Genomic DNA, 20,813 nt, shown 5'->3' with positions numbered 1-20,813 from the left:
CCGAGGGAAAACTGGGATGGGATGAGAGTCGGACGAGACCCCCACACCCCGTGTGCGAAATGAATTCGCAGAGAGTGGAATAGGGTTCGCCAATCGGAAGAAAGATTGATTCTGGCTGGAGACGGCTGAGAGGGGGAAGATTAGGCGGAGAAGCCTATTCAACTGCCAATATCCGATCAAAACTCATGAAGGATAGCTAACTATCCTTCTATAGCAATCAAGGTCCAGTACGGTTCCGTTTTCTAGCCTAACCAAATAAACCTTTCCTAGTCTAGAGCTAAACGCTTGCATAGGCTCTAGAGGTTCTCCTTCAACTCAAATCCCAGTATGAGACAAAACAAGGCCTGACACGCTTCTCCCCCTCCCTCTCCTCGAGACCAATTTCATCTTGCACACGGGGGGAGGGGGTTGGTGGCAATCCAGTACTTTACTCTCTCACCGTTTACCCGTCTTCCTTGTGCTATCACTCCTATATCCAGTTTCACCACATCTCTTCTCTATCCACATTGGTCATTCGCATTCGTCCCTAGCTTCGATCGCGAAAAGACAAGATGGAGATTACATATCGCACACGGGGTGTCTTACAGTCTTTTGACTTTGCCCACGGTAGTGGCATATTCCTTTTCACCCCGCCGCTGAATCTCTGTATCTCCATTATTCGGATAATTTGACCTCGCACACGGTACCCCATATTTATTTATAGAGTGGGCTCAACACCCGTATTATGGCTGATGGCAACGACCAACAGTCTCTCTCACAGTCTATCAAAGGTCGTCTCCAGGAGGGGGCACAAAACTCGGTCTTTCGCGATAAAGCGCTGCTCGACCCCGATACCGTTATCGACGAGGACAGAATCGTCGGTCGGGATCAACAGTTAGACGACATCATCACGTATCTACGGCCGATACTGCAAGGGAATCGTCCGCCCAATATGCTTCTGTACGGCCCCTCGGGAACTGGCAAGTCGTTGATCATCAATGCGGTCTGCGAACAGGTCTCAGATCTCGCGACAGCTCAGGATATCCGATTCGGAGTCATCCAGATCAATTGCCAAACGATCAAATCACACGACCGCGCCGTCTACCGACTCGTCGAAAACGCAGCCGCCGAGGCCGGCGTCGTTGCTGGAATTCCCGAGAGCGGGATCTCTACGGACCAGAAGCTGCGCCGTTTCTACGAACTCTTGAGCGAGTACTTCGATTCGGTCATCATCATCCTTGACGAAGTCGATCTCCTCGCCGGCCGACAGCGAGATCCGAACGACGAACCGGCCTATTCGAAGCTTCTCTACCAACTCTCTCGAGCTTCTCAACTCGGTCGGATCGAGGGCGATATCTCGGTCGCTGCGCTGACGAACGATCCCCGATTCATGGAGAACCTCGACGGCCGGGCGGAGAGTTCGTTTAACCCCCAAGACGTCGTGTTCCCGGACTACGATGCGAATCAGTTGCAATCGATTCTAGATCGGCGTCGTGATGCGTATCGAGATAACGTCCTCGTAGACGGGATCATTCCGCTCAGTTCCGCGTTCGCTGCACAGGATCACGGGGACGCACGGAAAGCGATCGATCTCTTCCGGAAGGCGGGCGAACTTGCGGACCGCGAGGGTGAGGAGACGGTTCGGGAGGAACACGTTCGCGACGCCCAGAAGGAGGCCGAACGTGACCGTACGCTCACACAGATGCAGGGTCTTTCGACGCAAAAGAAGCTCTCACTCTACGCGACTGCCATCGTTCCCGTTTACTCACATCAGAATCTGAGTGCGGTACCCAGTACTGTGGCGTTTCGGGTCTACCAGTATATCGCAGATCTCTTGGACGCGGATCAGAAATCGCGCGATTCGTACCTCCGGTACATGACCGAAGCGGAGACGTACAACTTCGTCACCTCCGATAAACGAGGTCGAGGGTACGGCAGCGGCGTCCACAAGGAGTACTCCTTCGTCGACGACCCGGAAGTCGTCGCCGAAACGCTACGAGAAGATATTCGGCTCGGAGAAATCGAGGACAATCACGACCTGATTGAGTCTGTCGTTAACGCACAAATTGACGACTTCTTCGAGGGGAAGTAGACGCTGGCACCGTACCATTGGATACAGAGTCGTCAACTAATTTCATTTCGCACACGGGGTCTATCCATCTCATAGGGCCAACAATCAACTTATCGAGACTGTCTTTTGCTCTTCCGTGGAAATTCATTTCGCACACGGGGTGTGCGGTCGGTCTCTCCGGAAATTCATCTTGCACACGGGGTCCGTGCTCGTAACGGGGCCGCAATTTCATTTCGCACACGGGGTATCGACCTTATCGAACTCACACGATTCACTTTGCACACGGGGTGTCCCCGAGGTTTACCTATAATCTTCATTCGTAATCACGAGACGCGAAGCGTCTCAAACTACCGAACCCCAAAGCGATCCACCTATCGGTCGCGGAGAGGGTGTGAGTTCCGACTCGAGACTCATTGCCAGTGAATACTGTCGATACTACGGCGGTAGACGTACTTTTCCGATCACTCTCACAAGATGAACTCTGGATCGAGATCGTACGGTGGTTGTTCTCCTTGGTCTCGCATGTGGGATGTACTCGGACGGGTAGTCGAGAGCAACTGAAGTGCAGCTCTGCATGGGACGTAGCAGGAGCGAAGAATCATTGTGTTTCCTGAATCGAGTAACCGGTTGCGTGAAGCCGGACTGCGAACACACTGACGAGCGTTGCCGTCCATCCACGCTCTCATCATTCATCAAATTCTGCCGCGTAGCACTCGCTGAGCAGGTCTGCGTACATCATTCCAAACTATCTTCACGACCTACTCACTTCTCAAACCGCACTAACTAGACCAGGCCGCAGATTTGGTAATGTTACCCATGATTTACGGTAGTGGAGGCCATTTTAGCGATCAATGAGTTCGCTTGAAGTCGATCCCCTAAACCCACAAGTTCTCGAGCGCAACTACGATTATGCGCAAAAGAACATACGACTGCTCGCAATGTGGTACGAGTGTGATATCGAGCGAATGCTCAAGTTACTAGCTAAACACGATATCGAGCTATCGCGGAACGACAAACTACAGTTCGGGGAGAAGTATACAGTAACACGGCAGAATCTACACGGTTGAATCGAATCCTCTTCTAGCGACGGCTTCTCGAGTATGATATAAATATAATAATATTGATGGGTTTTGCCTAGTCGAGATCAACGTACTGGTTCTCCCAGTCACGGCGCGCTTCGATTTCTCGAGTACCACGGCGAGTGACCGAGTAGACGTTCGTTCGGCGATCTTTTTCACCTTTCTCGACGAGGCCTTTGTCGACGAGCGTATCCAGATTCGGATAGAGCCGTCCGTGATGAATCTCCTTTTCGTAGTAGTTCTCGAGTTCTTCTTTAATTGCAAGTCCGTGGGGTTCGTCTTGTCCGGCGATCACGTACAATAGGTCGCGTTGAAACCCCGTGAGATCGTACATACCTACGAATTCGATGAATAGACATACAAAATTCCCTCCATATTCACAAGGTCATCTTTGAGCTTGCAGACGGATAGTTCAATCAGCTACATCCAAACAAACTATGGATGAACCGAGTACCTCGAACGATGAACTCGCTGGCAATGAGCACCCGCTTACTGTCACGCCACTCGGTGGTGCCAGAGAAGTCGGTCGATCGTGCTATCACGTTCAGACGCCAGAGGTAGACCTTCTCATCGACTGTGGTCTGAATCAGGGCTCTGGAGGACAGTTCCCACAACTCAGAGAACTCGAGAAGAGACAGATCGACGCGGTATTTCTCACCCACGCTCACATCGACCATTCGGGTGGGCTTCCGGTCTTAGAACATCGAAAACTCCTCGCAGAGGATGCTCCGCTCATCACGACCCGTCCGACAACGGCACTGACTCATACGCTGTTACACGATTCGGTCAATATCCACGAAGAGGAGGCTCGCAAACAGGGTCGTGAACAAAAGTTCACCCGTGACGATGTCCACGATGTTCTCGAACGCTTCTCCCCACATGGATACGGTACACACAAACTCTCACGCCACTGTCTAGTTCTGTACCTCCTCTATCGGCGTCTTTCCATCGAGAGCCTGATGCGGTCTCTGATAGTTGTAGTAGTGCATAAACTGTTCAAGCCACTCGCGGACGCTCGACCGACTGCCCACCCACGAGTTATGGAAGCGGTCGATACGCATCTTGAGGGTGTGAAACCACTTTTCGATGAGGTTTCGGTCGGTATAGTTGACCCGACCGCTCAATCCTAATCGAGAGAGGGCAGTCCGGTAGCCGAATTGGTCAACGAGAAACTCAGCATCCGAGAGATCGTGTTTCTCGGTGAGTCGATGGAGAAACGCAGCCGCCGGATCGGTGCCATGCCGCCCAAATAACGCAACGTCGAGAATCAGCTTTGTCTCGATATCTATTGCAGCGTACAACCAAGACCATTCGCCGTTAATCTTGACAGCGGTTTCGTCAACGGCGACCCGCTTCGGCTGCGCCTCAGCCGGGTCGCGTCCGCTGTCAGCTAGCCGATGAACCCAGTTCCAAACCGCTCCGTGAGAGCGTTGAACGCCTAATTCCGCTAAGATCGTTGTTGTCTCCCGAAGTGAACAACCAGTCTGATGGAGGCGGACGGCGAACGCCCTGACGGGCGTCGCCGTCCGCTCATTCTCCCAAGATTCTTCAAAATCCGGTTCATAGCTCTCACTGAGCAGGTCTGCGAGCATCTAACCAATTCACTCAACGACCTGCTCACTTCTCAAATTGACTCAACTAGACAGTGCGCCTCTTCTATACCCATATCTGTTCTTCAGAGTGATATCCTATCAAATCTGTGTCCTCAACGGTGTAGTCGCACAGATTGCGACCATACTGCTGAGGGTAATCGGGATGGGAAGCAATTCGAGTGCGGAATCCCGACTGCGGAAGAACGCCACCCCACTGCTGACCTCGATGGTGCGGTACGAGTGTTCCTCGAACCGCGGTCACAGATTGAGGACAAGATAGTCGACGGACGGCCCGTCGTTCCGATTCAGGAGACGGTGGCGTTCGCAAACGAGCACTACGCGCATTTCCAGTCGGCACTCGACATGCTTGGCTGTATGTACGACAGTATTGATATTGACGCGACCTACCACATCGACTGACGGAACATTCGGGCATGGCTGTCGAAGCTTTAGTGGGTGAAGGATCGAATAATTGACTCCGCGTATTAGGGGCCGAAATATTATAGCCCAGGCTATTATAGTCTGGTTCCTAACTCCGGAGCACATATGTATCTCCAACAACGACTGGAGGTATGGACCAGTTCGTTAATCGTATCGATGAACTCGATCGGTTGCAGACCCTCTATGAGAGTGACGCTGCAGAACTCGCAATTATCTATGGACGCCGCCAGATCGGCAAGAGCGAACTCGTCCGCCAATCGATTGCCGACCGCGACGATGCCGTGTACTATCAGGCAGTCCAAGGAACAGCGACGACACAGCTCCGGCGGTTCGTCGAGGCCGCAGCGACAACCTATCCAGACATCACGGCCGTCAAAGAGGAGTGGGAGCCACTCTTAGCGTACCTCGCCGACAGAGACGCCATCATCGTCATCGACGAATTCCCGTACCTGATCGAATCGAACGAGGGGCTCCCGTCGGTCATTCAACACCTGTGGGATACAGCTGTCGACGAGAGCCAGGCAACGCTCGTACTCACAGGCTCTGCAATCGGCATGATTCATACCCACGTCCTCGATGGCGGTGCGCCACTCTACGGCCGGGTGTCCCAGACACCGAATGGCCGCCTCGAACTCACCCAGCTGCCGTTTCGTTCTATCCAAGAGTTTGTGCCGACATACGATCCCGAAGAACGGGTGTTCGTCTATGGCGTCTTCGGCGGCACCCCCCGATATCTCACCCCTCTCGATCCATCACAGAGCCACGGAGAGAACATCACGCGGCTGCTGTGCGATCCGGATGGCCCACTCCACGACGAGCCCGAAACCGTCCTCCAGATGGAACTCAACGAGGTGAACACGTATTTTTCGGTTCTCGAGTCGATGGCCAGCGGGAACCGCAGTCGAAACGAGATCGCCCAAGGAGCCGGTATCGAGAGCACCAACACGTCGTACTACTTCGACCGACTGGAAACGCTCCAGATCATCGAGAAACACCATCCGGCACTCGCTGACCCGGCGCGCAGCAAGCGGACTCGGTACCAGATTCGAGATCCCGTATTCCGGTTTTACTTCCGCTATCTCTACGGCCGCGAGGGCCAGTACGAACTCTACGGCGAGAACGCCTACGCGGATCTCATCGAACCGGAATTGCCCGACTTCGTCAGCGAAACGTTCGAATCGCTCTGTCACCAGGCGGTGCCGGCACTCTATGCAGACTACCAGCTCACACAGGTGCCAAGCCAGTGGTGGTACAAGGGCCGGGAGGTGGATGTCGTTGCACCAACTGACGAGTCGACGCTGATCGCTGGCGAAGCGAAATTTACCAACACTCCCCTCGGCTATGACGTGCTCGCGGATCTCGAAGACGACGTCCCCCACATCGACTGGACACCCACTGGAGGTGGTGAGCCGACGTATGAATTCGCCTTGTTCAGCCGCTCTGGGTTCAAACGCTCCGTCGAGGAAGCTGCAGACGAGCGTGATGACCTCCGCCTATTCGATCTCTCCGATATCGTTGCCGTTCTCGAGAGTGGAACCGCCCAGTAACGCTGGAGAGCTACCAGCTTGGGCGGTTTTTCGACCCCCGAATGGGTTTCCGCCAAGTGCAATCAATCCAATCGCCTCCCCGGGCCGAATGAGTTGTCTCCGTACCATCTACCGAAATGGAAATAGGAGTCATCAGCCGTGTCGGCGGTTGGGGAAGGCGGACTCCATCGCCCGGGTGTTTCACTACTGTCTCTGGTGAACGAAAATTCAACCGTAGGGTTTAGTTGCTTATGAAAGGACAATAGTCGAGGGTCGTAGAAGCGAATCCTGAGCTCTTCTTACGACAGTTCGATGGTGCCATCCGAAGAGATTGTTACGTCATATCCTCGGTACCGGAACGAAACGTGTCCGCCTCGGACCGAGGCGTTAGTAGCGGTCGGCTCAAACAATCGGTCCAGCGCAGCAGGATCCACAACGTCGTTGAGCGGCGGCTCGAGGGCAGTCGGGGAGACACCTTCCGCGCCGGCAATCGCTTCGAGAACGCGCAGGCTCGGCTTTGAGCGCGTGGACTCGGTGTCGGTCATGGCTCAGACGAGGAGCTGGATGTCGGATTCAGCCATGTGCTGCAACGCGGTGGCCGCGCCGACGCCGGTGGTGACGCCGTCGTAGAAGTCGTCCTCGTCGTAGTCCATCAGCTCGATCGTCATCTGACAGGCCTGCAGATCGACGCCGCTCTCGAGCGAGAGGTCGATCAACTCCTCGATGGTGGCGGTCCCGTTGTCGTCGATCTTCTTCTGCATCATTTTCGTGGCCATCGTGTCCATGCCGGGGAGTGCGGCGACGGCGTTCGGGACGGGCATGTTGGGATTGCCGACGGCGCTCAATTTGAGATCCTTCGACTTCTCCTCGTGGAGAATGTCGAGCCCCCAGAACGTGTGGAAGACGACGACCTCCCAGCCGAACGCGGCCGCGGTGCTCGCGAGGATCAGCGGCGGATACGCCATGTCGAAGCTGCCCTGCGTCGCCACGATCGTCATCTTCTTCTGGTCGTCGCCCAGGTCCGCCTCTGCGAGCGACTCCTCTAACTCCTCGACGCGCTCGCGTAGAGCCTGCAACTCGGCGGCGTCGATCTCGGCGTTGGATTCGGATTCGACGTCCGCCTCGCCGTCTTCGATCGGTGTCGTTTGATTGTCCGTGCTCATTATTCCGTCTTCTTCACGTAGTGGGTGTAGATGTCGTTCCCTTCGACTTGCTCGAGGAGTTCGACGCCGTCGGTGCCGTCGGCCCACCCCTGAATGTCGCTCATGCTGCCCGAGTCAGTCGCGACGACCTCCAGGACGTCGCCGGCCTCGAGGTCGTCGATCGCTTGCTTGGTCTTCACGATGGGCATCGGGCAGGACTGTCCTTTCACGTCAAGCGTCTCCGTGGTCTGGTATTCCGAACTCATGATTTCGTTCTATGCTCCGTATTGGAGCTATTGCACAATATTGGGTGCACCCATATAAGGCCTCCGGTTATTGTGCAATACACGAATACCCCTGGTCCAGAGGAAGGCAGTAACTAGTTAGTATCGCCCGTATACAGGCATTTGATCTAAATGAGCGTGTATCTGGCTAGACTGTATTGTAGATAATAGGAAATACTATACAAACCCTTAAGTGCCAGTAGCCGATACTGGAAACTGTACAACATGGACGATATGGATCTTCCAATGCCGGACGTCGAGATCGAATCGGTCAGTCCAGACGAATTAAAGGACCAAATCGACGCGGACGAGGACGTCACGCTCCTCGATACCCGCATGGAATCGGAGTACAACGAGTGGAAGATCGACGGAGAGACCGTCGAATCGATCAACATCCCGTACTTCGAGTTCCTGGACGACGAAATTGACGACGATGTCCTTGCACAGATTCCCGATGACCGCGAAATTACGGTTCTCTGTGCGAAGGGGGGCTCGAGCGAGTACGTCGCCGCGACGCTGAAAGAGCGCGGCTACGACGTCGATCACCTCGAGGACGGGATGAACGGCTGGGCGCGCATCTACGAGCGCGTGGAAGTCGAACGCTACGACGGTGCGGGGACGCTCTACCAGTACCAGCGTCCCTCGAGCGGCTGTCTCGGCTACCTCGTCGTCGACGGCGACGAGGCGGCCGTGATCGATCCGCTGCGCGCGTTCACGGATCGGTACCTCGAGGACGTCGACGACCTCGGCGCCGACCTGCAGTACGCGATCGACACGCACATCCACGCGGACCACATCTCGGGCGTCCGTAATCTCGACGCAGAAGGCGTCGAGGGCGTCATCCCCGAGGCGGCGGTCGACCGCGGTGTCACCTACGCCGACGAGATGACTCTCGCGGCGGACGGCGACGAGTTCGAAGTCGGTGAGGCCACCATCGAGACCGTCTACACGCCCGGACACACCTCCGGGATGACCTCGTATCTGATCGACGACTCGCTGCTTGCGACCGGCGACGGTCTGTTCGTCGAGAGTGTCGCCCGCCCCGATTTAGAGGAGGGCGACGAGGGCGCAGAAGACGCCGCGCGACAGCTCTACGAGACGCTGCAAGAGCGCGTGCTGACCCTGCCCGACGACACGCTGATCGGCGGCGCGCACTTCAGCGACTCCGCCGAACCCGCCGACGATGGCACCTACACGGCACCGATCGGCCAACTCGAGGTGGAGATGGACGCCTTGACGATGGACGAGGACGAATTCGTCGAGCTGATCCTCTCGGACATGCCGCCCCGGCCGGCCAACTACGAGGATATCATCCCCACGAACCTCGGCCAGCAGGAGGCCGACGACGAGGAAGCGTTCGAACTCGAGCTCGGCCCGAACAACTGCGCGGCCAGTCAGGAATCGCTAGCGGGTGACTAACGCCCAATGGTAACTGACCCAGTCCCACTCCAACTGGCCGCCGAGCTGTTTCCCAACGGGATCAGCCGCTACGCCGTCGGCGGGTTGCTCGTCGGTTTCGGCGCGGTCGTGATCTACGTCGGGACCGGCATCCCGGCCGGGGCGAGCACGTTCCTCGAGTCGACGCTGTCGTACGTCTCCGGGCAGTCGCGGTTCCAGCAGTACGTTTCGTCCCGAGATTGGCGCGTCGTGTTCACGCTCGGCATCATCCTGGGTGGGCTGGCGTTCGCGGCGACGGTCCAGTCCGGGGTGATCACGACTTCGCTCTACGAGGCCGGAACGACCGGCGAACTGTACGAGGTCGGCGGCGTGACGCTCTGGTCGACCTCCGTCCAGCCGTGGCGGCTGTTCCTGGGCGGCCTCCTGGTCGGGATCGGCACCCGAATCGGCAAGGGATGTACGTCCGGCCACGGCGTCTGCGGCGTCGGTTCGGCGTCGAAGACGTCGATCGTCGGCGTGGCGACGTTCCTGACCGTCGCCATCGGGACCGCGCAGATCGTCGCCGCGATGGGGGTGTCGCCATGAGCGAGGATCGCCACCCGCTGTTCATGCCGCTGATCTTCGTCGGCGGCCTGATCTTCGGGTTCGGGCTCGGGTTCAGCCAGATGGCGCGTCCGGAGGTCGTGCTGAACTTCCTGCAGTTCGAGGACTTCGGACTGCTGTTCGTCATGTTCGGCGCGGCGATCGTCTCCGGGATCGCCTTCTCCGTGATGCCCCGGATCCGAGACAGCGCGCCGCTGACGGGCGATCGGTACGAACGCCGGCTGAAGCCGTTCGACCGGAACGTCCTGGTCGGCGGCGCGATCTTCGGCGTCGGTTGGGGCCTCTCGGGCATCTGTCCCGGCGCCGCCTACGCCAGCCTCGGGGTCGGCAACATCACCATCCTGTGGGCGCTCGCTGGCATGTTCGCCGGCGCCTACCTGCAGGGAGTCTGGCGAAGCAAGCGCGCCGCGGCCGACGCCGCCCCGGCGGGTGCCGACTAACGTCGGTCAAATTTCGATAACTAAATCGCAGCTTTCTATACACTGATGGAACCCGCAACGATACTGCTGTTCGCCACCGCGGCCGTCGCGAGCCTGTTCATGGCCTGGGTAATTGGCGCCGGCTCGAGCGGGGCGACCCCGTTCGCACCGGCCGTCGGTGCGAACGCTATTTCCACAATGCGTGCGGCGTTTTTCGTCGGTATCCTCGGCTTCGCTGGTGCAGTAATCCAGGGTGGAAGTGTCTCCAAAGCCGTCGGGAAGGGGCTCGTCGAGGGGGTCAGCCTCCCGGTCAGCGGTGTCATCGTCGTCTTGCTGATCGGCGCCGGACTGATGGCGATCGGTATCTATACCGGCTATCCGATCGCGACCGCATTTACCGTGACCGGGTCGGTCATCGGCGTCGGCTTCGCGCTCGGCGGCGATCCGGCCTGGGGGAAGTACGCCGAAATCGGCGCGGTGTGGGTCCTCACGCCGTTCGTCGGCGGGGGCATCGCCTACGGTCTCGCCAGTATCCTCCCGCGACCCGACGTCCCCGAGGACGTCAGCGTCCCGATCCTTGCCGGGATCGTCGGCGTCGTGGTCGCGAATCTCGAGTTCTCGTTTTGCTCGTCGGTCGGGGGAACGCTCGCCGCCGCCGGAAGTACGCTCATTCCCGCCGACGGCGCCGCCGCCACGGTCGCGATCTCGCTCGGCATTGGCGCCGCCGCCACAGCCGTCGTTCGCTGGGACGTCGGCCGCGATCAGGCCGGCGGCCTGCGCCGATTCCTGCTCTCGCTCGGCGCACTCGTGGCGTTCTCGGCGGGCGCGAGTCAGGTCGGGTTGGCCGTCGGCCCGCTGTTCCCGCTGCTCGAGGACTTGTCGATGGTATCACCGATCGTCGTGTTGCTCGGCGGCGGCGTCGGGATCCTCGTCGGCTCCTGGACGAGCGCACCGCGGATGATCAAGTCGATCTCACAGGAGTACGCGTCGCTGGGGCCGCGCCGATCGATTTCGACGCTCGTCCCCTCGTTTCTCATCGCACAGACCGCGGTCCTGTTGGGTGTTCCGGTCTCGTTCAACGAGATCATCGTGAGCGCCATCGTCGGCAGCGGGCTCGCGGTCGCCGGCGGGGACGGTGTCAGTCCCCGAAAGCTGGGACTCACCGTCGCCGCCTGGATCGGGTCGTTCGCGCTCGCGTTCGGACTCGGCTACGGATCGATGCTTCTTCTGGAACTCTGAGGCAGCAGGTGACGCGTTCGGCTCTCTCGAGCCGCGTCAGTTTCGATCGGATCCCTTCGGAGTAGCGGTTGCCCACGCGTTCTCGAGGAGCTACGGAAGTAGCTGGCCGATCAACGGTCGGTTCGACGCGACGACGCGGTATACGAACTCGCGGACGGGTGCATATCCCGGAACGCGACGAAACAGCGGAAAAAACTGTGACGGCAAAAGACCAGTCTGATCATAGGCGCGTTCCATCGCTGCGCCATAGGAGTCGGTCGTCTCGCCGATAACGAAGTACGCACACCTCTCGTAGTCAGGCGGCAAGCGCGCTCGCAGATCGTCTGTGAGTTCCGAAAAGCCAGCGATGTCGAGCGTCGCGCGGTGGTCTATCAACCCGCTGTGCGCGCACAGACGCCCCAGTAGACGAGCGTCGGTGGTACCATTCTCGAACTGAAGGCGTGGATACTGATGAGGCCCTCGAACCACTCAACCCCAACGACTACCCGTCCACTTCCCGTTTGGGTTTCCATGTCATCGGAGTCGGACGACGTTCGCGTGTGGCTCGTCGAGCGCGATTACGACAATCGCGACCTCATCATCCTCACCTATGCGACTCCCGACGGAACGCGAACCTTCCGAAAGGAACTCGCAGCGCAGGCGGTCGACTTGGATACGGTCACTGCCGCGAAGGACGTCTCTCCCAGCGATCTCGCGACCGTCGACGACCCAGGCGTCCGCGACCGGTACGCCGATGAAGCAGCACGGATGTCGGACAAGCACGATCCGGCGGAGACGATATAACTCGAGGGACGAACCGTCCGTCTCGTGCTAGCCGCGGGGAGCTCAGTGGTACGCCTTTTCGCCGGCCTCGATCGGCACCTCGAGCCAGTTTGCCGTCGGCGGGAGCGGGCACTCGTACCGGTCAGAGTACGCGCACGTCGGGTTGTACGCCTCGTTAAAGTCGAGGATCCAGTTTCCGTCGTCCGCTCGGTGGTCGTCGTTCTCGAGGTCGAGGTACCGGCCGGCGCCGTAGGTCTCGTCGCCGCTAGTCGCATCCCGGAACGGGACCCAGAGCCGTTTATCGTCCGGATCCGCCTTGTAGGCCTGCAGCGCGACGTCCTCCCCGTCGACGGTGAACCGGAACTCGCCCCAGCGCAGGTACTCCCGCTCGCCGTCGGTACTCGTTCCGACGGTGACAGGTTCGGGGTCGTCGTACTCGTGCAGCGGTAGTTCGAACCGGTAGTCCTCGTCGATCGGGTAGTACTCGAGGCCGTCGAACGACTCGCGCTCGTCCGGCGGAATCGGCGAATGCGGATCGCCGTCGAAGTACCGGTCTTTCTCCTCGCGTTGCGTTTCGATCGCGCGTCTCCAGTCAGTGGACATAATTGAATTGAAAGCGGTCGCGGTGTGGTCACGGCACGGTCGTGCCGTCGATCCGTCGCGGAGCGACCGGTCGCGGACGAGTCCCCGCCGCTCGGCGTAAGTACGGAACTCGAGGCGTTACGCGTGTTGCTCGATCAGGCTCTGCAGCGTCCCGCGGTCCTGGGCGCCGACCGCGCGTTCGACCGGCTGGCCGTCGGCGTAGAGGACGACCGTGGGGACGCCGCGGGCGCCCAGTTGCTGGGCGATCCGCTGGTGAGCGTCGACGTCGACCTTCGCGACTGCGGCGTCGGTCTCCGCGGCCAGCGCTTCGATCGTCGGTTCCATCATCTGACAGGGACCACACCAGTCGGCGTAGCAGTCCACGAGGACGAGGTCGTGCTCCGCGACGACCTCATCGAGGTGACTCTGGCCCGTGATCGCGATCGGTTCGTCGGGCGCATCGCTCGCCTCGGCGGCGTCGGCCGCGTCGAGGCTCCCGCCGTTCTCGAGGCGTTCCTGCAACTCTCGTTTCTTCCGCTCGCGGATCCGTTCTCGTTCGTCGTCGATGGACTCGCTCATCGATCGACGATACGGTCTCCACAATCATAATGATTTTGTGTCTTAAGAGCAATATTGGGTCGGCGGAACGGCCGAGATTCTCCCGCCGCGGGCGACGTGACCGACCGATCGCTGCTCGCAGCGGTCGTACCGGGTAGCCCCGAACGGAAGGAGATACTATTCCTCCCAACGCGGCTGTTGTTGGGGATGAGGTGCCCTATTCTATCGGTCGGTGAGGATCCATTACGGGTCGATTTGGAGTGCGGTAAACCTCCCGAGAGCGATCGTCGCCTATAACTCTATCGCCGATTCCTGAATAGGAGAGGTTCCCGGTAGTAGCATTACTATACAATACTATTCTTCGAGTGTGATCGAACGATGACAGACCCACACGAAACGATCGGACGGTATGCGAGCCGAGCGACGGCCTTCGCCGCCGTCCTCCTCGTCGCCGCGACCGCGACGGCGTCCGCGCAGCCCCACGGCGGCGGTGCCGGCGGAGGGATGGGCGGCTGGGGAGCGTTCGGCGGCTGGATGTTCCTCTGGCCGATCGTCCTGCTCGGCCTGCTGGCCCTACTGATCGTCTGGGCCGGTAGTCGGCGCCGGGGTGACCGAATCGATCGTACCGACCGCGCTGACCGACCCGACCGCGCGCTCGAGGAACTCCGCGAGCGCTACGCACGCGGTGAGATCTCGGAAGACGAGTTCGAACGACGACGACGCAATCTGCAACCCTATACCAATGACTGACGCACGCAATCCGGACGTGACGATCGACTCGCGAGACGCATCGTGTCCAGGCCCGCTGATGGACCTGATCGGGAAAGTAAAAGGCCTCGACGCCGGCACCGTGGTCGAGCTTCAGACCACCGAACGGAACTCGACGACCGACGTTCCGGAGTGGCTCGAGGAAGCCGGCCACGACCTGGTCGACATCGAGGAGCGCGACGAGTACTGGAGCATCTACCTGGAGGTCAACTGAGATGCATCGAATCGCCATCGTCGGCGGCGGAACGGGCGGGACGGTCCTCGCGAATCGGCTCGCGAGCGAACTACGGACCGAGATCGAGGCCGGCGAGGTCGAGGTCCGGCTGATCACGGCCGGTCCGTACCACGTCTACAGGCTGAGCAGGCCGAGTGCCTCGGGGCTTGACCCCGAGGCGGTTCACAAGCCGACGTTCCTGTACGTGCCCTTCGGGAAGAAGACGGTCGACGACGCGAAACGGCCGATCGAGGAACTGATCGACCGTCGCGTCACCCTGACGATCGAGGAGGTAACTGGCGTCGATACGGAGCGGAATCGCCTGTCCTTCGCCGATCGGACGACCTCGCTGCACTACGATCAACTCGTGCTGGCGACCGGGGCGAACCTCGAGCCCGAGGCCGTACCCGGACTCGCCGAGGGCGGCCACCACTTCTACGGCCCCGACGGCGCCGAGCGGCTCCGGGACGAACTCGCCGACTTCACCGAGGGCCACCTCGTCCTGAGCGTCGTCGGCGTCCCGCACATGTGTCCGGCGGCGCCCGTCGAGTTCCCGTTGATGGTCGACGACTGGCTCCGCGAGCGGGGCCGGCGCGAGGACGTCGAGATCACCTACACGTACCCGATCAACCGCGCCCACGGCCTCGAGTCGGTCGCCGATTGGGCGACCGATCTGTTCGATGAGCGCGACGTCAGCCTCGAGACGTTCTTCAACGTCGGCGAGGTCGACCCGGATGCGGAACTCATCGAGACCGTCGAAGGCAACGAACTCGAGTACGACCTGCTCGTGGCGACCCCGCCCCACCGGGGCAGCGACCTCGTGACCGACGCGGGGCTGGGCGAGGACGGCTGGGCCGACGTCGACAGGCACACGCTCGAGGCGACGGCGGCCGAGGACGTCTACGCGATCGGTGACGTCGCGGACGTCCCGACGAGCAAGGCCGGCAGCGTCGCCCACTACGAGGCCGGCGTCGTCGCCGATCGGATCGCCAGCCGTGCCCGCGGGGAGACGCCGACGGCGACCTACGACGGGAAGACCGCCTGCTTCCTCGAGGCCGGGATGGACGAGGCCACGTTCATCGAGTTCACCTACGGCGAGGAGCCCTACGTCCGCGAGCCGTCGAAACCGCTCCACTGGGCGAAGCTCGGGTACAACGAGTCCTACTGGCTCACTGCACGGGGGGTGCTCTAGATGTCCGAAACGGAAACCACAGCAGAACCGACCGAGGACGCGGCGGCGCTCGAGGACCTCGTCGCCGACAACCCCGACGATGTCGCTCGATTCCTCGAGCGCCTCGGGGCCGTCAACGAACTGCTCGATACGGCGGACCTCGCGACCGTCGCGATGGACGACCGGATGATCGAGGATGTGGCCGGGACGGCGACGAACCTCGGCGCTGCAGCCGACGGACTGGCGACACCCCAGGTAGCGCGGCTCGGCGAGGCGACCGGCGAGAACGCCGACGACCTGGCCGACGCGATCGAGACGCTCGCCCGCCTGCAGCGGTCGGGCACGCTCGACGACCTGCTGGCGATGGCGGACCTGCTCGCGCTCGCGTCGAATGCGATGGACGTCGAGATGGTGATCGACCTCGCGGCGATCGGGACGCGCCTTGGCGAGGTCGCCGACACCGCGACCGACGACGACGTGGCCCGGACGCTCGAGGGCCTGCTCGAGGCGGTCGGCGAGGCCGGTTCCGAGCCGGCGGAACCCGCCGGTCCGATCGATGTCGCGAAAGCGCTGCGCGATCCGGACGTCAAGGCAGGACTGGGCTTTCTTCTGTCGCTCGCGAAGGCGATGGGACGGACGACGCGATAACCGGCCGGTCGTTCGTGAATTCCCAGGCCGGGGGTTCACTGAACGACACGATCATACTGGCCGCGAACTGGATACGCCCGATTCCGCGTTTCGTTCGAAATCAGTCATTTGAGTCAGGAGCTGACCGTTTATCATCCGTCGGCTCAGGCTGTAACTGGCGGACGAGGTTCAAATGCATCAAGTGAAGATGCATTCCGATTCCGTACAGGATGGTACCCAGTCCGACAAACGTGAGCGGCATCAGTATCGACTCGATTGCCTGTGCTGGACTACCGATATTTGCGGGAAGGACGACAACAACGGCTAACAGAAACGCAGTTAGTATGATGAACAATCCGATATGGACTACGCGGGAGTACCTACCGACCTGTTGAATGCGTTCTTCGATCTCCTCTCGGGTGGGTGGCGCTGTCTCACGAGCCATGGCGTATGATTTCTAGCATCGGACAGGGGTATCTAAAGATGATGCCGACAATACGCTAGTAGCGAAAACGGAAGGGGTTGTGGACGGACAGGATTGGTCGCAGGTTCTACAGGCTGAGCAGGCCGAGGGCCTCGGGGCTTGACCCCGAGGCGGTTCACGCCGATACCATCTCCCGACAGGACTCGGCACACTCCCGAAGCACGTTAGCACAGACCTGACAGTGTTCCTCGTCATGTTGTTCGCACTCCTCCGCACACTCTTCGCATGCACCGGCACAGGCTTCCGCAAGTTGCGGACTGTAGTTCGAGTTCCGCGCCATGAAGCGTGCGTGCATCGTCGTGAGGTCGGCGACATCCCGACAGAGACGAAGACACTTGGCCATCCCTTCGCCTTCACCAGCACATTCATCAGCACACCATTCACACGCTTGAGCGGCTTCGAAACAGTTGTCGATGCACTCTGCCATCTGGTCGTTCTCGCCGACGTGGTCGATTCGAGTTAACGCCATCACTCATTGTTCCAGTAACCTACGGCGTAAAGCACGGGCTGGAATTGGCAACCGTTCCCTGAGCACCCTGTACTGACCGGTAGCTCCGGTCGAACCGGAAGGCACAGGAAGAAGAAGAAGATACCTCGAGCGCGAGTAGCCGTGATCCACGGGCAACGAGTATTTTGACATCCTCTAGGCAGTCGAGGTAACAATGAGTACTCGAGCGGGCGCTGCCGACGGACTATTCTGGGGGGACGTCGACGACGACGTTGCCTTGCGCCGATATCGGACGCTCGTCAATACCATCGACGACGTGATCGTCGAGACGACGGGTATTCTCGTGATGAACTCGGCGGCGAACACATCTCACTCGTTCTCGCCGACGACGATATCCACGCCGTGACCCGCCACTATCGCTCTCGACGCAAGCGTTCGCGGCGCTCCTCGAACTCCTCGTCCGTTAGGTCACCGCGGGCATAGGCGGTCCTCAACTCCTCGATAGCGGGATCCGTCCGTCGGCTACTAGACCGCCGAATCGCGCTGTACAGGAGGTATCCGAGGCCGAGAACTACCAGCAACGGAATAATCGACATGAGCAGCCACAGCCACACGGGGCCGGCGCCGCCCCACATCCCGCCGTCCCACATGTGGCCGCCGCCCCAGACGCCCATCATGGGCATCGCGAGCGCCATCATGAGCACCGGAAGGAGCAGGATCGCGGCGATGACGATTAACAGCGTCCGAATCAGTGACTCGTCGGTTGCCATACGTTGGTATTCGATCGCCGGAGTATTGAACGATATGGTGGATACCGATTACCGGGAACGATCCACCAATCCGTCCGCGTCAGGAGACTCTGTCGATTCTCCGAGACGGTCGTCCTCGAGCCTCGGATTCGACGAGTCCGGACCGCGGATCGATAGATCGAGGTCTTCCACATCGCTCTCGAGGCGAGGTACTACGACGGTCCCCGCGAGGCGACGTTTCGAGTCGTCGATCAGGCCGTTCTGTCCGGCGGGATCAGCATGACGTTCCCGTCCGCCCGTGCGACGACGTCTTCGGAGACGCTCCCGAGCAACAGTCGGCGGAGTCGGCTGTGCCCGCGCGAGCCGACGAGGATCGTCGTCGGTTCGTACTCGTCTTCCGCGGCGAGGATCTCGTCCGCCGGATCGCCCTGCCGAACTGCTGTTTGCGTCTCGATCTCCCAGTCCTCGAACTTGGTCGCCAACTCCGCCAGTCGCGCTTCGGGGTCGGGGCCCTCTGGAAGTGCCGGATCCTTCGGCGTTTCAACGTGGACCAGCGTCGCCTCCTGCGTCGCGTGACGGAGGTACGAGAACGCCTCGAAGGCTCGTTCAGCGTTCTCCGAGAAGTCCGTCGCGAACAGCATCCGCCGAAACAGGTGTTCGCGGACGACGGCCGGCTCGTCCGCCCCGCGTTCGATCCGGTTGACCAGCAGTGGGACGACCGTCGTCCGCGCGAGGTTGCGTGCAGTCGATCCGATAACGCGGTTCTCGAGCGGACTCTTCCCACGCGAGCCGACGACCGTGAGGCTGGCACCGACCGCCTCGGCGACGCCGTTGATTCGTCGGTGGGGCGTGCCGCGGACGACGTGCGCCTCGACGACGAAGCCCGCGTCTTCGATGACGCGGCGGTAGCGCCCGAGCGCCCGCTCGCGTCGTCCCTCGAAGTCTATCCCGGGCATGCCCGCGTGGACGTTCGACGGAATCACGGTCACGAGGTGGATCTCCTCGACGCCGATTCGTCCGAGACACTCGAGGCAGGTCTCGCTCTCGATCGTCGCCTCGCTGGCGGCGGATAGGTCAGTCGCACAGATCGCTTTCATACTACTCGTAGGGCCGACGGTATGATATTGTTTCCGGCTATCAATATCGGTGTCGACCGATCGGTCGCTGACGAGGCGGTCGGCGACCCCGTTCTCGGCGTCCGTCAGCCAGTATGACGTCACAGATGTGATCGATCGAACTGCACGACGCCGTCGCTTCGACCGCGCGCGAACTGTGAAGGCGGCTCGCCGCCCAAACCGTATATCCTCATAAGTTATCCGAATATCTCCGTAGGATAGCCGTGAGATAGACTACAGTAATATTGTGCAAAAATCCCAAAAGCGTTATAGCTGTCCTCCGGGTAGACGGTACTGAGTAGAAACCCATGAGATGCACACGACCGAACGGTGGTGGTCGATCCCGATGATCGACCTCGCCGCGTCTTCGTCAGCGGTACAGTCAGGCGCCCTCGTCGGCGCCGTCCTCCTCGAGGCGTTCGTCCTCTACGTCGGGTACGGCGCACTCGAGCGAGTCGCAACGCCAATCGTCGAGAAGATCAAACACGCATAATGGAACCGTTTGGAATCGCATTGACAACGCTCGCACTGTTCGTGAGCTTCGGCTTCATGGTCGGCGTGTTGTTCGGCTTCTTCGGTATGGGCGGCTCGTTCCTCGTCACGCCGGCGTTACTCGTGATGGGGTATCCCGCCAGAGTCGCCGTCGGGAGCGGCATGGCCTTCGTGTTCGGGACGGCCACGATCGCGACGTTGAAACACCGCGACCTCGGCCAGGTCGACTACAAACTCGGCGGGTTGATGATCGTCGGGACGACGAGCGGCATCGAGGTGGGTAGTCGAGTAGTGTACTACCTCGAAGAACTGGGACTCGCCAGCGGTGCCATCGGCGTCACGTACGTCGTCCTGTTGGGTGCGGTCGGGCTGTTCGTCACCCGAAATGCGCTCGTAAACGACGGCGGAGACGATTCGGGTGGCAGCCACCACGAGTCCGACGAGGAAATCGATCCGGACGCGATTCCGGACATCGCGAAGCGGATTCAGTCCTATCGTCTCCCGCCGATGATGACGGTTGCCGGCGGGATTCAGGTCTCGCTCTGGTTGATTCTGGCCGTCGCGTTCGCCACGGGCCTGCTGTCGGGCTTCTTGGGTGTCGGCGGCGGTTTCATCAAGATGCCCGCGATGGTCTACCTCATCGGCGTCCCGGTTCCCGTCGCGGTCGGGACCGACCTCTTCGAGATCGTCTTCTCGGGCGGATTCGGCGCGTTCACCTACGGGCTCAACGGCGGCGTCGACCTCTCGATCGTCGCGCCGCTGCTCGCGGGGAGTGCACTGGGCGCCCGGATCGGCTCGGCCGCGACCGGCATCGTCGACGAGGACGACATCAAGATTTACTTCGGGCTGATGCTGGTCGGCGGGTCGATCGCCGTCGCGTTCCGCCAGGCCGGCGACTACCTCGGGATGGAGGTCCTGAGTACGGTCAGTTTCGCACTGATCCTGCTCTCGGCGTTCATGGTCAGCGGGGCCGTGATCGTCAGCACAATCACGACGATGCGCGCGCAGGCGAACGCGTCCGCACCGTCAGCGGACTGAGACCGCCCCCACGCCGCCCGCTGAGCCTCCGT

Annotated in this window: 26 protein-coding genes, 3 pseudogenes and 1 riboswitch; of the genes and pseudogenes, 17 read left to right on the top strand and 12 right to left on the bottom strand. The window is 60.3% G+C overall.

The window, feature by feature from the left end:
• Positions 1-724: 724 nt before the first annotated feature.
• Positions 725-2,071: an orc1/cdc6 family replication initiation protein gene (locus J0X25_RS38990; RefSeq protein WP_226777154.1), complete on the top strand. Its 1,347-nt coding sequence runs from the start codon at positions 725-727 to the stop codon at positions 2,069-2,071.
• Between the two features lie 580 nt (positions 2,072-2,651).
• Here J0X25_RS38990 and J0X25_RS38985 read toward each other — a convergent pair.
• Positions 2,652-2,789 (bottom strand): annotated as a pseudogene (locus J0X25_RS38985) (IS6 family transposase); the annotation flags it as partial.
• A 112-nt stretch (positions 2,790-2,901) separates the two neighbouring features.
• On the opposite strand from J0X25_RS38985, the gene J0X25_RS38980 reads away from it, so the two are divergent.
• Positions 2,902-3,117 carry a hypothetical protein gene (locus J0X25_RS38980; protein WP_226777153.1) on the top strand — a complete coding sequence of 72 codons (216 nt, stop codon included), beginning with the start codon at positions 2,902-2,904 and terminating at the stop codon, positions 3,115-3,117.
• Between the two features lie 67 nt (positions 3,118-3,184).
• Here J0X25_RS38980 and J0X25_RS38975 read toward each other — a convergent pair whose 3' ends face one another.
• A complete protein-coding gene (locus J0X25_RS38975; RefSeq protein WP_226777152.1) occupies positions 3,185-3,463 on the bottom strand; it encodes a PadR family transcriptional regulator in 279 nt (92 codons plus the stop codon).
• Between the two features lie 103 nt (positions 3,464-3,566).
• On the opposite strand from J0X25_RS38975, the pseudogene J0X25_RS38970 reads away from it, so the two are divergent.
• Positions 3,567-3,995, top strand: a pseudogene (locus J0X25_RS38970) (MBL fold metallo-hydrolase); the annotation flags it as partial.
• Positions 3,996-4,043: 48 nt separating this feature from the next.
• On the opposite strand, the gene J0X25_RS38965 reads toward J0X25_RS38970, so the two are convergent.
• On the bottom strand, positions 4,044-4,721 hold the full coding sequence (locus tag J0X25_RS38965) for an IS6 family transposase (RefSeq protein WP_226777151.1): 678 nt from the start codon (positions 4,719-4,721) through the stop codon (positions 4,044-4,046).
• 240 nt (positions 4,722-4,961) lie between these two features.
• On the opposite strand from J0X25_RS38965, the gene J0X25_RS38960 reads away from it, so the two are divergent.
• Together J0X25_RS38960 and J0X25_RS38955 are read left to right on the top strand one after the other, a co-directional pair.
• Entirely contained in the window at positions 4,962-5,141 is a 180-nt protein-coding gene (locus tag J0X25_RS38960; protein ID WP_226777149.1) for a hypothetical protein, read from the top strand.
• Positions 5,142-5,293: 152 nt separating this feature from the next.
• Positions 5,294-6,709: an ATP-binding protein gene (locus J0X25_RS38955; protein ID WP_226777147.1), complete on the top strand. Its 1,416-nt coding sequence runs from the start codon at positions 5,294-5,296 to the stop codon at positions 6,707-6,709.
• A gap of 116 nt (positions 6,710-6,825) precedes the next feature.
• Positions 6,826-6,890: riboswitch (Fluoride riboswitch) on the bottom strand.
• 97 nt (positions 6,891-6,987) lie between these two features.
• Here the strand turns inward: J0X25_RS38955 and ddfA are convergent.
• The 3 genes from ddfA to J0X25_RS38940 are packed head-to-tail and all read right to left on the bottom strand — an operon-like array spanning position 6,988 to position 8,096.
• Positions 6,988-7,233 carry a DdfA family disk-determining factor gene (gene ddfA, locus J0X25_RS38950; RefSeq protein ID WP_226777146.1) on the bottom strand — a complete coding sequence of 82 codons (246 nt, stop codon included), beginning with the start codon at positions 7,231-7,233 and terminating at the stop codon, positions 6,988-6,990.
• A 3-nt stretch (positions 7,234-7,236) separates the two neighbouring features.
• A complete protein-coding gene (locus J0X25_RS38945; protein ID WP_226777144.1) occupies positions 7,237-7,851 on the bottom strand; it encodes a DsrE/DsrF/DrsH-like family protein in 615 nt (204 codons plus the stop codon).
• Complete coding sequence (locus tag J0X25_RS38940; protein ID WP_226777142.1) at positions 7,851-8,096, bottom strand: sulfurtransferase TusA family protein; 246 nt, start codon at positions 8,094-8,096, stop codon at positions 7,851-7,853. The genes J0X25_RS38945 and J0X25_RS38940 overlap by 1 nt, the downstream gene beginning before the upstream one ends.
• 243 nt (positions 8,097-8,339) lie before the next feature.
• On the opposite strand from J0X25_RS38940, the gene J0X25_RS38935 reads away from it, so the two are divergent.
• From J0X25_RS38935 to J0X25_RS38915, 5 genes are all read left to right on the top strand, one after another.
• The gene (locus tag J0X25_RS38935) at positions 8,340-9,533 is read left to right on the top strand and encodes an MBL fold metallo-hydrolase (RefSeq protein WP_226777140.1); all 1,194 of its coding nucleotides are present in this window, start codon (positions 8,340-8,342) and stop codon (positions 9,531-9,533) included.
• A 6-nt stretch (positions 9,534-9,539) separates the two neighbouring features.
• Positions 9,540-10,097 carry a YeeE/YedE family protein gene (locus tag J0X25_RS38930; protein WP_226777139.1) on the top strand — a complete coding sequence of 186 codons (558 nt, stop codon included), beginning with the start codon at positions 9,540-9,542 and terminating at the stop codon, positions 10,095-10,097.
• Positions 10,094-10,555, top strand: coding sequence for a YeeE/YedE family protein (locus tag J0X25_RS38925; protein WP_226777137.1), 462 nt, complete (start codon positions 10,094-10,096; stop codon positions 10,553-10,555). The genes J0X25_RS38930 and J0X25_RS38925 overlap by 4 nt, the downstream gene beginning before the upstream one ends.
• A gap of 45 nt (positions 10,556-10,600) precedes the next feature.
• On the top strand, positions 10,601-11,773 hold the full coding sequence (locus J0X25_RS38920; RefSeq protein ID WP_226777135.1) for an inorganic phosphate transporter: 1,173 nt from the start codon (positions 10,601-10,603) through the stop codon (positions 11,771-11,773).
• A 510-nt stretch (positions 11,774-12,283) separates the two neighbouring features.
• Positions 12,284-12,556: a DUF7967 family protein gene (locus J0X25_RS38915; protein WP_226777134.1), complete on the top strand. Its 273-nt coding sequence runs from the start codon at positions 12,284-12,286 to the stop codon at positions 12,554-12,556.
• 42 nt (positions 12,557-12,598) lie between these two features.
• Here the strand turns inward: J0X25_RS38915 and J0X25_RS38910 are convergent, their stop codons facing one another.
• Positions 12,599-13,138, bottom strand: a complete 540-nt coding sequence (locus J0X25_RS38910) for a DUF1684 domain-containing protein (RefSeq protein ID WP_226777132.1) — start codon at positions 13,136-13,138, stop codon at positions 12,599-12,601.
• Positions 13,139-13,255: 117 nt separating this feature from the next.
• Positions 13,256-13,696 (bottom strand): thioredoxin, encoded by a 441-nt coding sequence (gene trxA, locus J0X25_RS38905; RefSeq protein WP_226777131.1) that lies wholly within the window; start codon positions 13,694-13,696, stop codon positions 13,256-13,258.
• A 357-nt stretch (positions 13,697-14,053) separates the two neighbouring features.
• Between trxA and J0X25_RS38900 the strand changes: the two genes are divergently transcribed.
• Genes J0X25_RS38900 through J0X25_RS38885 form a run of 4 tightly spaced genes read left to right on the top strand, consistent with a single transcriptional unit; the run spans position 14,054 to position 16,476 of the window.
• Complete coding sequence (locus J0X25_RS38900; protein WP_226777130.1) at positions 14,054-14,425, top strand: SHOCT domain-containing protein; 372 nt, start codon at positions 14,054-14,056, stop codon at positions 14,423-14,425.
• On the top strand, positions 14,418-14,657 hold the full coding sequence (locus tag J0X25_RS38895; RefSeq protein WP_226777128.1) for a sulfurtransferase TusA family protein: 240 nt from the start codon (positions 14,418-14,420) through the stop codon (positions 14,655-14,657). The genes J0X25_RS38900 and J0X25_RS38895 overlap by 8 nt, the downstream gene beginning before the upstream one ends.
• 1 nt (position 14,658) lies before the next feature.
• Positions 14,659-15,849 (top strand): NAD(P)/FAD-dependent oxidoreductase, encoded by a 1,191-nt coding sequence (locus tag J0X25_RS38890; protein WP_226777126.1) that lies wholly within the window; start codon positions 14,659-14,661, stop codon positions 15,847-15,849.
• Positions 15,850-16,476, top strand: coding sequence for a helical membrane plugin domain-containing protein (locus tag J0X25_RS38885; RefSeq protein WP_226777125.1), 627 nt, complete (start codon positions 15,850-15,852; stop codon positions 16,474-16,476). It begins immediately after the preceding gene.
• A gap of 100 nt (positions 16,477-16,576) precedes the next feature.
• Here J0X25_RS38885 and J0X25_RS39950 read toward each other — a convergent pair whose 3' ends face one another.
• Complete coding sequence (locus J0X25_RS39950) at positions 16,577-16,900, bottom strand: hypothetical protein (RefSeq protein WP_345778483.1); 324 nt, start codon at positions 16,898-16,900, stop codon at positions 16,577-16,579.
• Between the two features lie 154 nt (positions 16,901-17,054).
• Positions 17,055-17,408 carry a four-helix bundle copper-binding protein gene (locus J0X25_RS38880; RefSeq protein WP_226777124.1) on the bottom strand — a complete coding sequence of 118 codons (354 nt, stop codon included), beginning with the start codon at positions 17,406-17,408 and terminating at the stop codon, positions 17,055-17,057.
• Between the two features lie 193 nt (positions 17,409-17,601).
• On the opposite strand from J0X25_RS38880, the pseudogene J0X25_RS38875 reads away from it, so the two are divergent.
• A pseudogene (locus J0X25_RS38875) lies at positions 17,602-17,813 on the top strand (PAS domain-containing protein); the annotation flags it as partial.
• Here the strand turns inward: J0X25_RS38875 and J0X25_RS38870 are convergent.
• Together J0X25_RS38870 and J0X25_RS38865 are read right to left on the bottom strand one after the other, a co-directional pair.
• Positions 17,801-18,157 carry an SHOCT domain-containing protein gene (locus J0X25_RS38870; RefSeq protein WP_226777122.1) on the bottom strand — a complete coding sequence of 119 codons (357 nt, stop codon included), beginning with the start codon at positions 18,155-18,157 and terminating at the stop codon, positions 17,801-17,803. The pseudogene J0X25_RS38875 and the gene J0X25_RS38870 overlap by 13 nt on opposite strands.
• 230 nt (positions 18,158-18,387) lie before the next feature.
• The gene (locus tag J0X25_RS38865) at positions 18,388-19,233 is read right to left on the bottom strand and encodes a universal stress protein (protein ID WP_226777120.1); all 846 of its coding nucleotides are present in this window, start codon (positions 19,231-19,233) and stop codon (positions 18,388-18,390) included.
• 364 nt (positions 19,234-19,597) lie between these two features.
• Here J0X25_RS38865 and J0X25_RS38860 point away from each other — a divergent pair, with 364 nt between their 5' ends.
• Positions 19,598-19,744, top strand: a complete 147-nt coding sequence (locus J0X25_RS38860) for a DUF7512 family protein (RefSeq protein WP_425600942.1) — start codon at positions 19,598-19,600, stop codon at positions 19,742-19,744.
• Positions 19,744-20,781, top strand: a complete 1,038-nt coding sequence (locus tag J0X25_RS38855; RefSeq protein WP_226777119.1) for a sulfite exporter TauE/SafE family protein — start codon at positions 19,744-19,746, stop codon at positions 20,779-20,781. The genes J0X25_RS38860 and J0X25_RS38855 overlap by 1 nt, the downstream gene beginning before the upstream one ends.
• Positions 20,782-20,813 lie beyond the last annotated feature (32 nt).

The organism is Haloterrigena alkaliphila (assembly GCF_017352155.2).
Taxonomy (GTDB): domain Archaea; phylum Halobacteriota; class Halobacteria; order Halobacteriales; family Natrialbaceae; genus Haloterrigena; species Haloterrigena alkaliphila.
The sequence above is the reverse complement of the archived record's forward strand: the minus strand, read 5'-3'. Positions and strand labels throughout refer to the sequence as shown.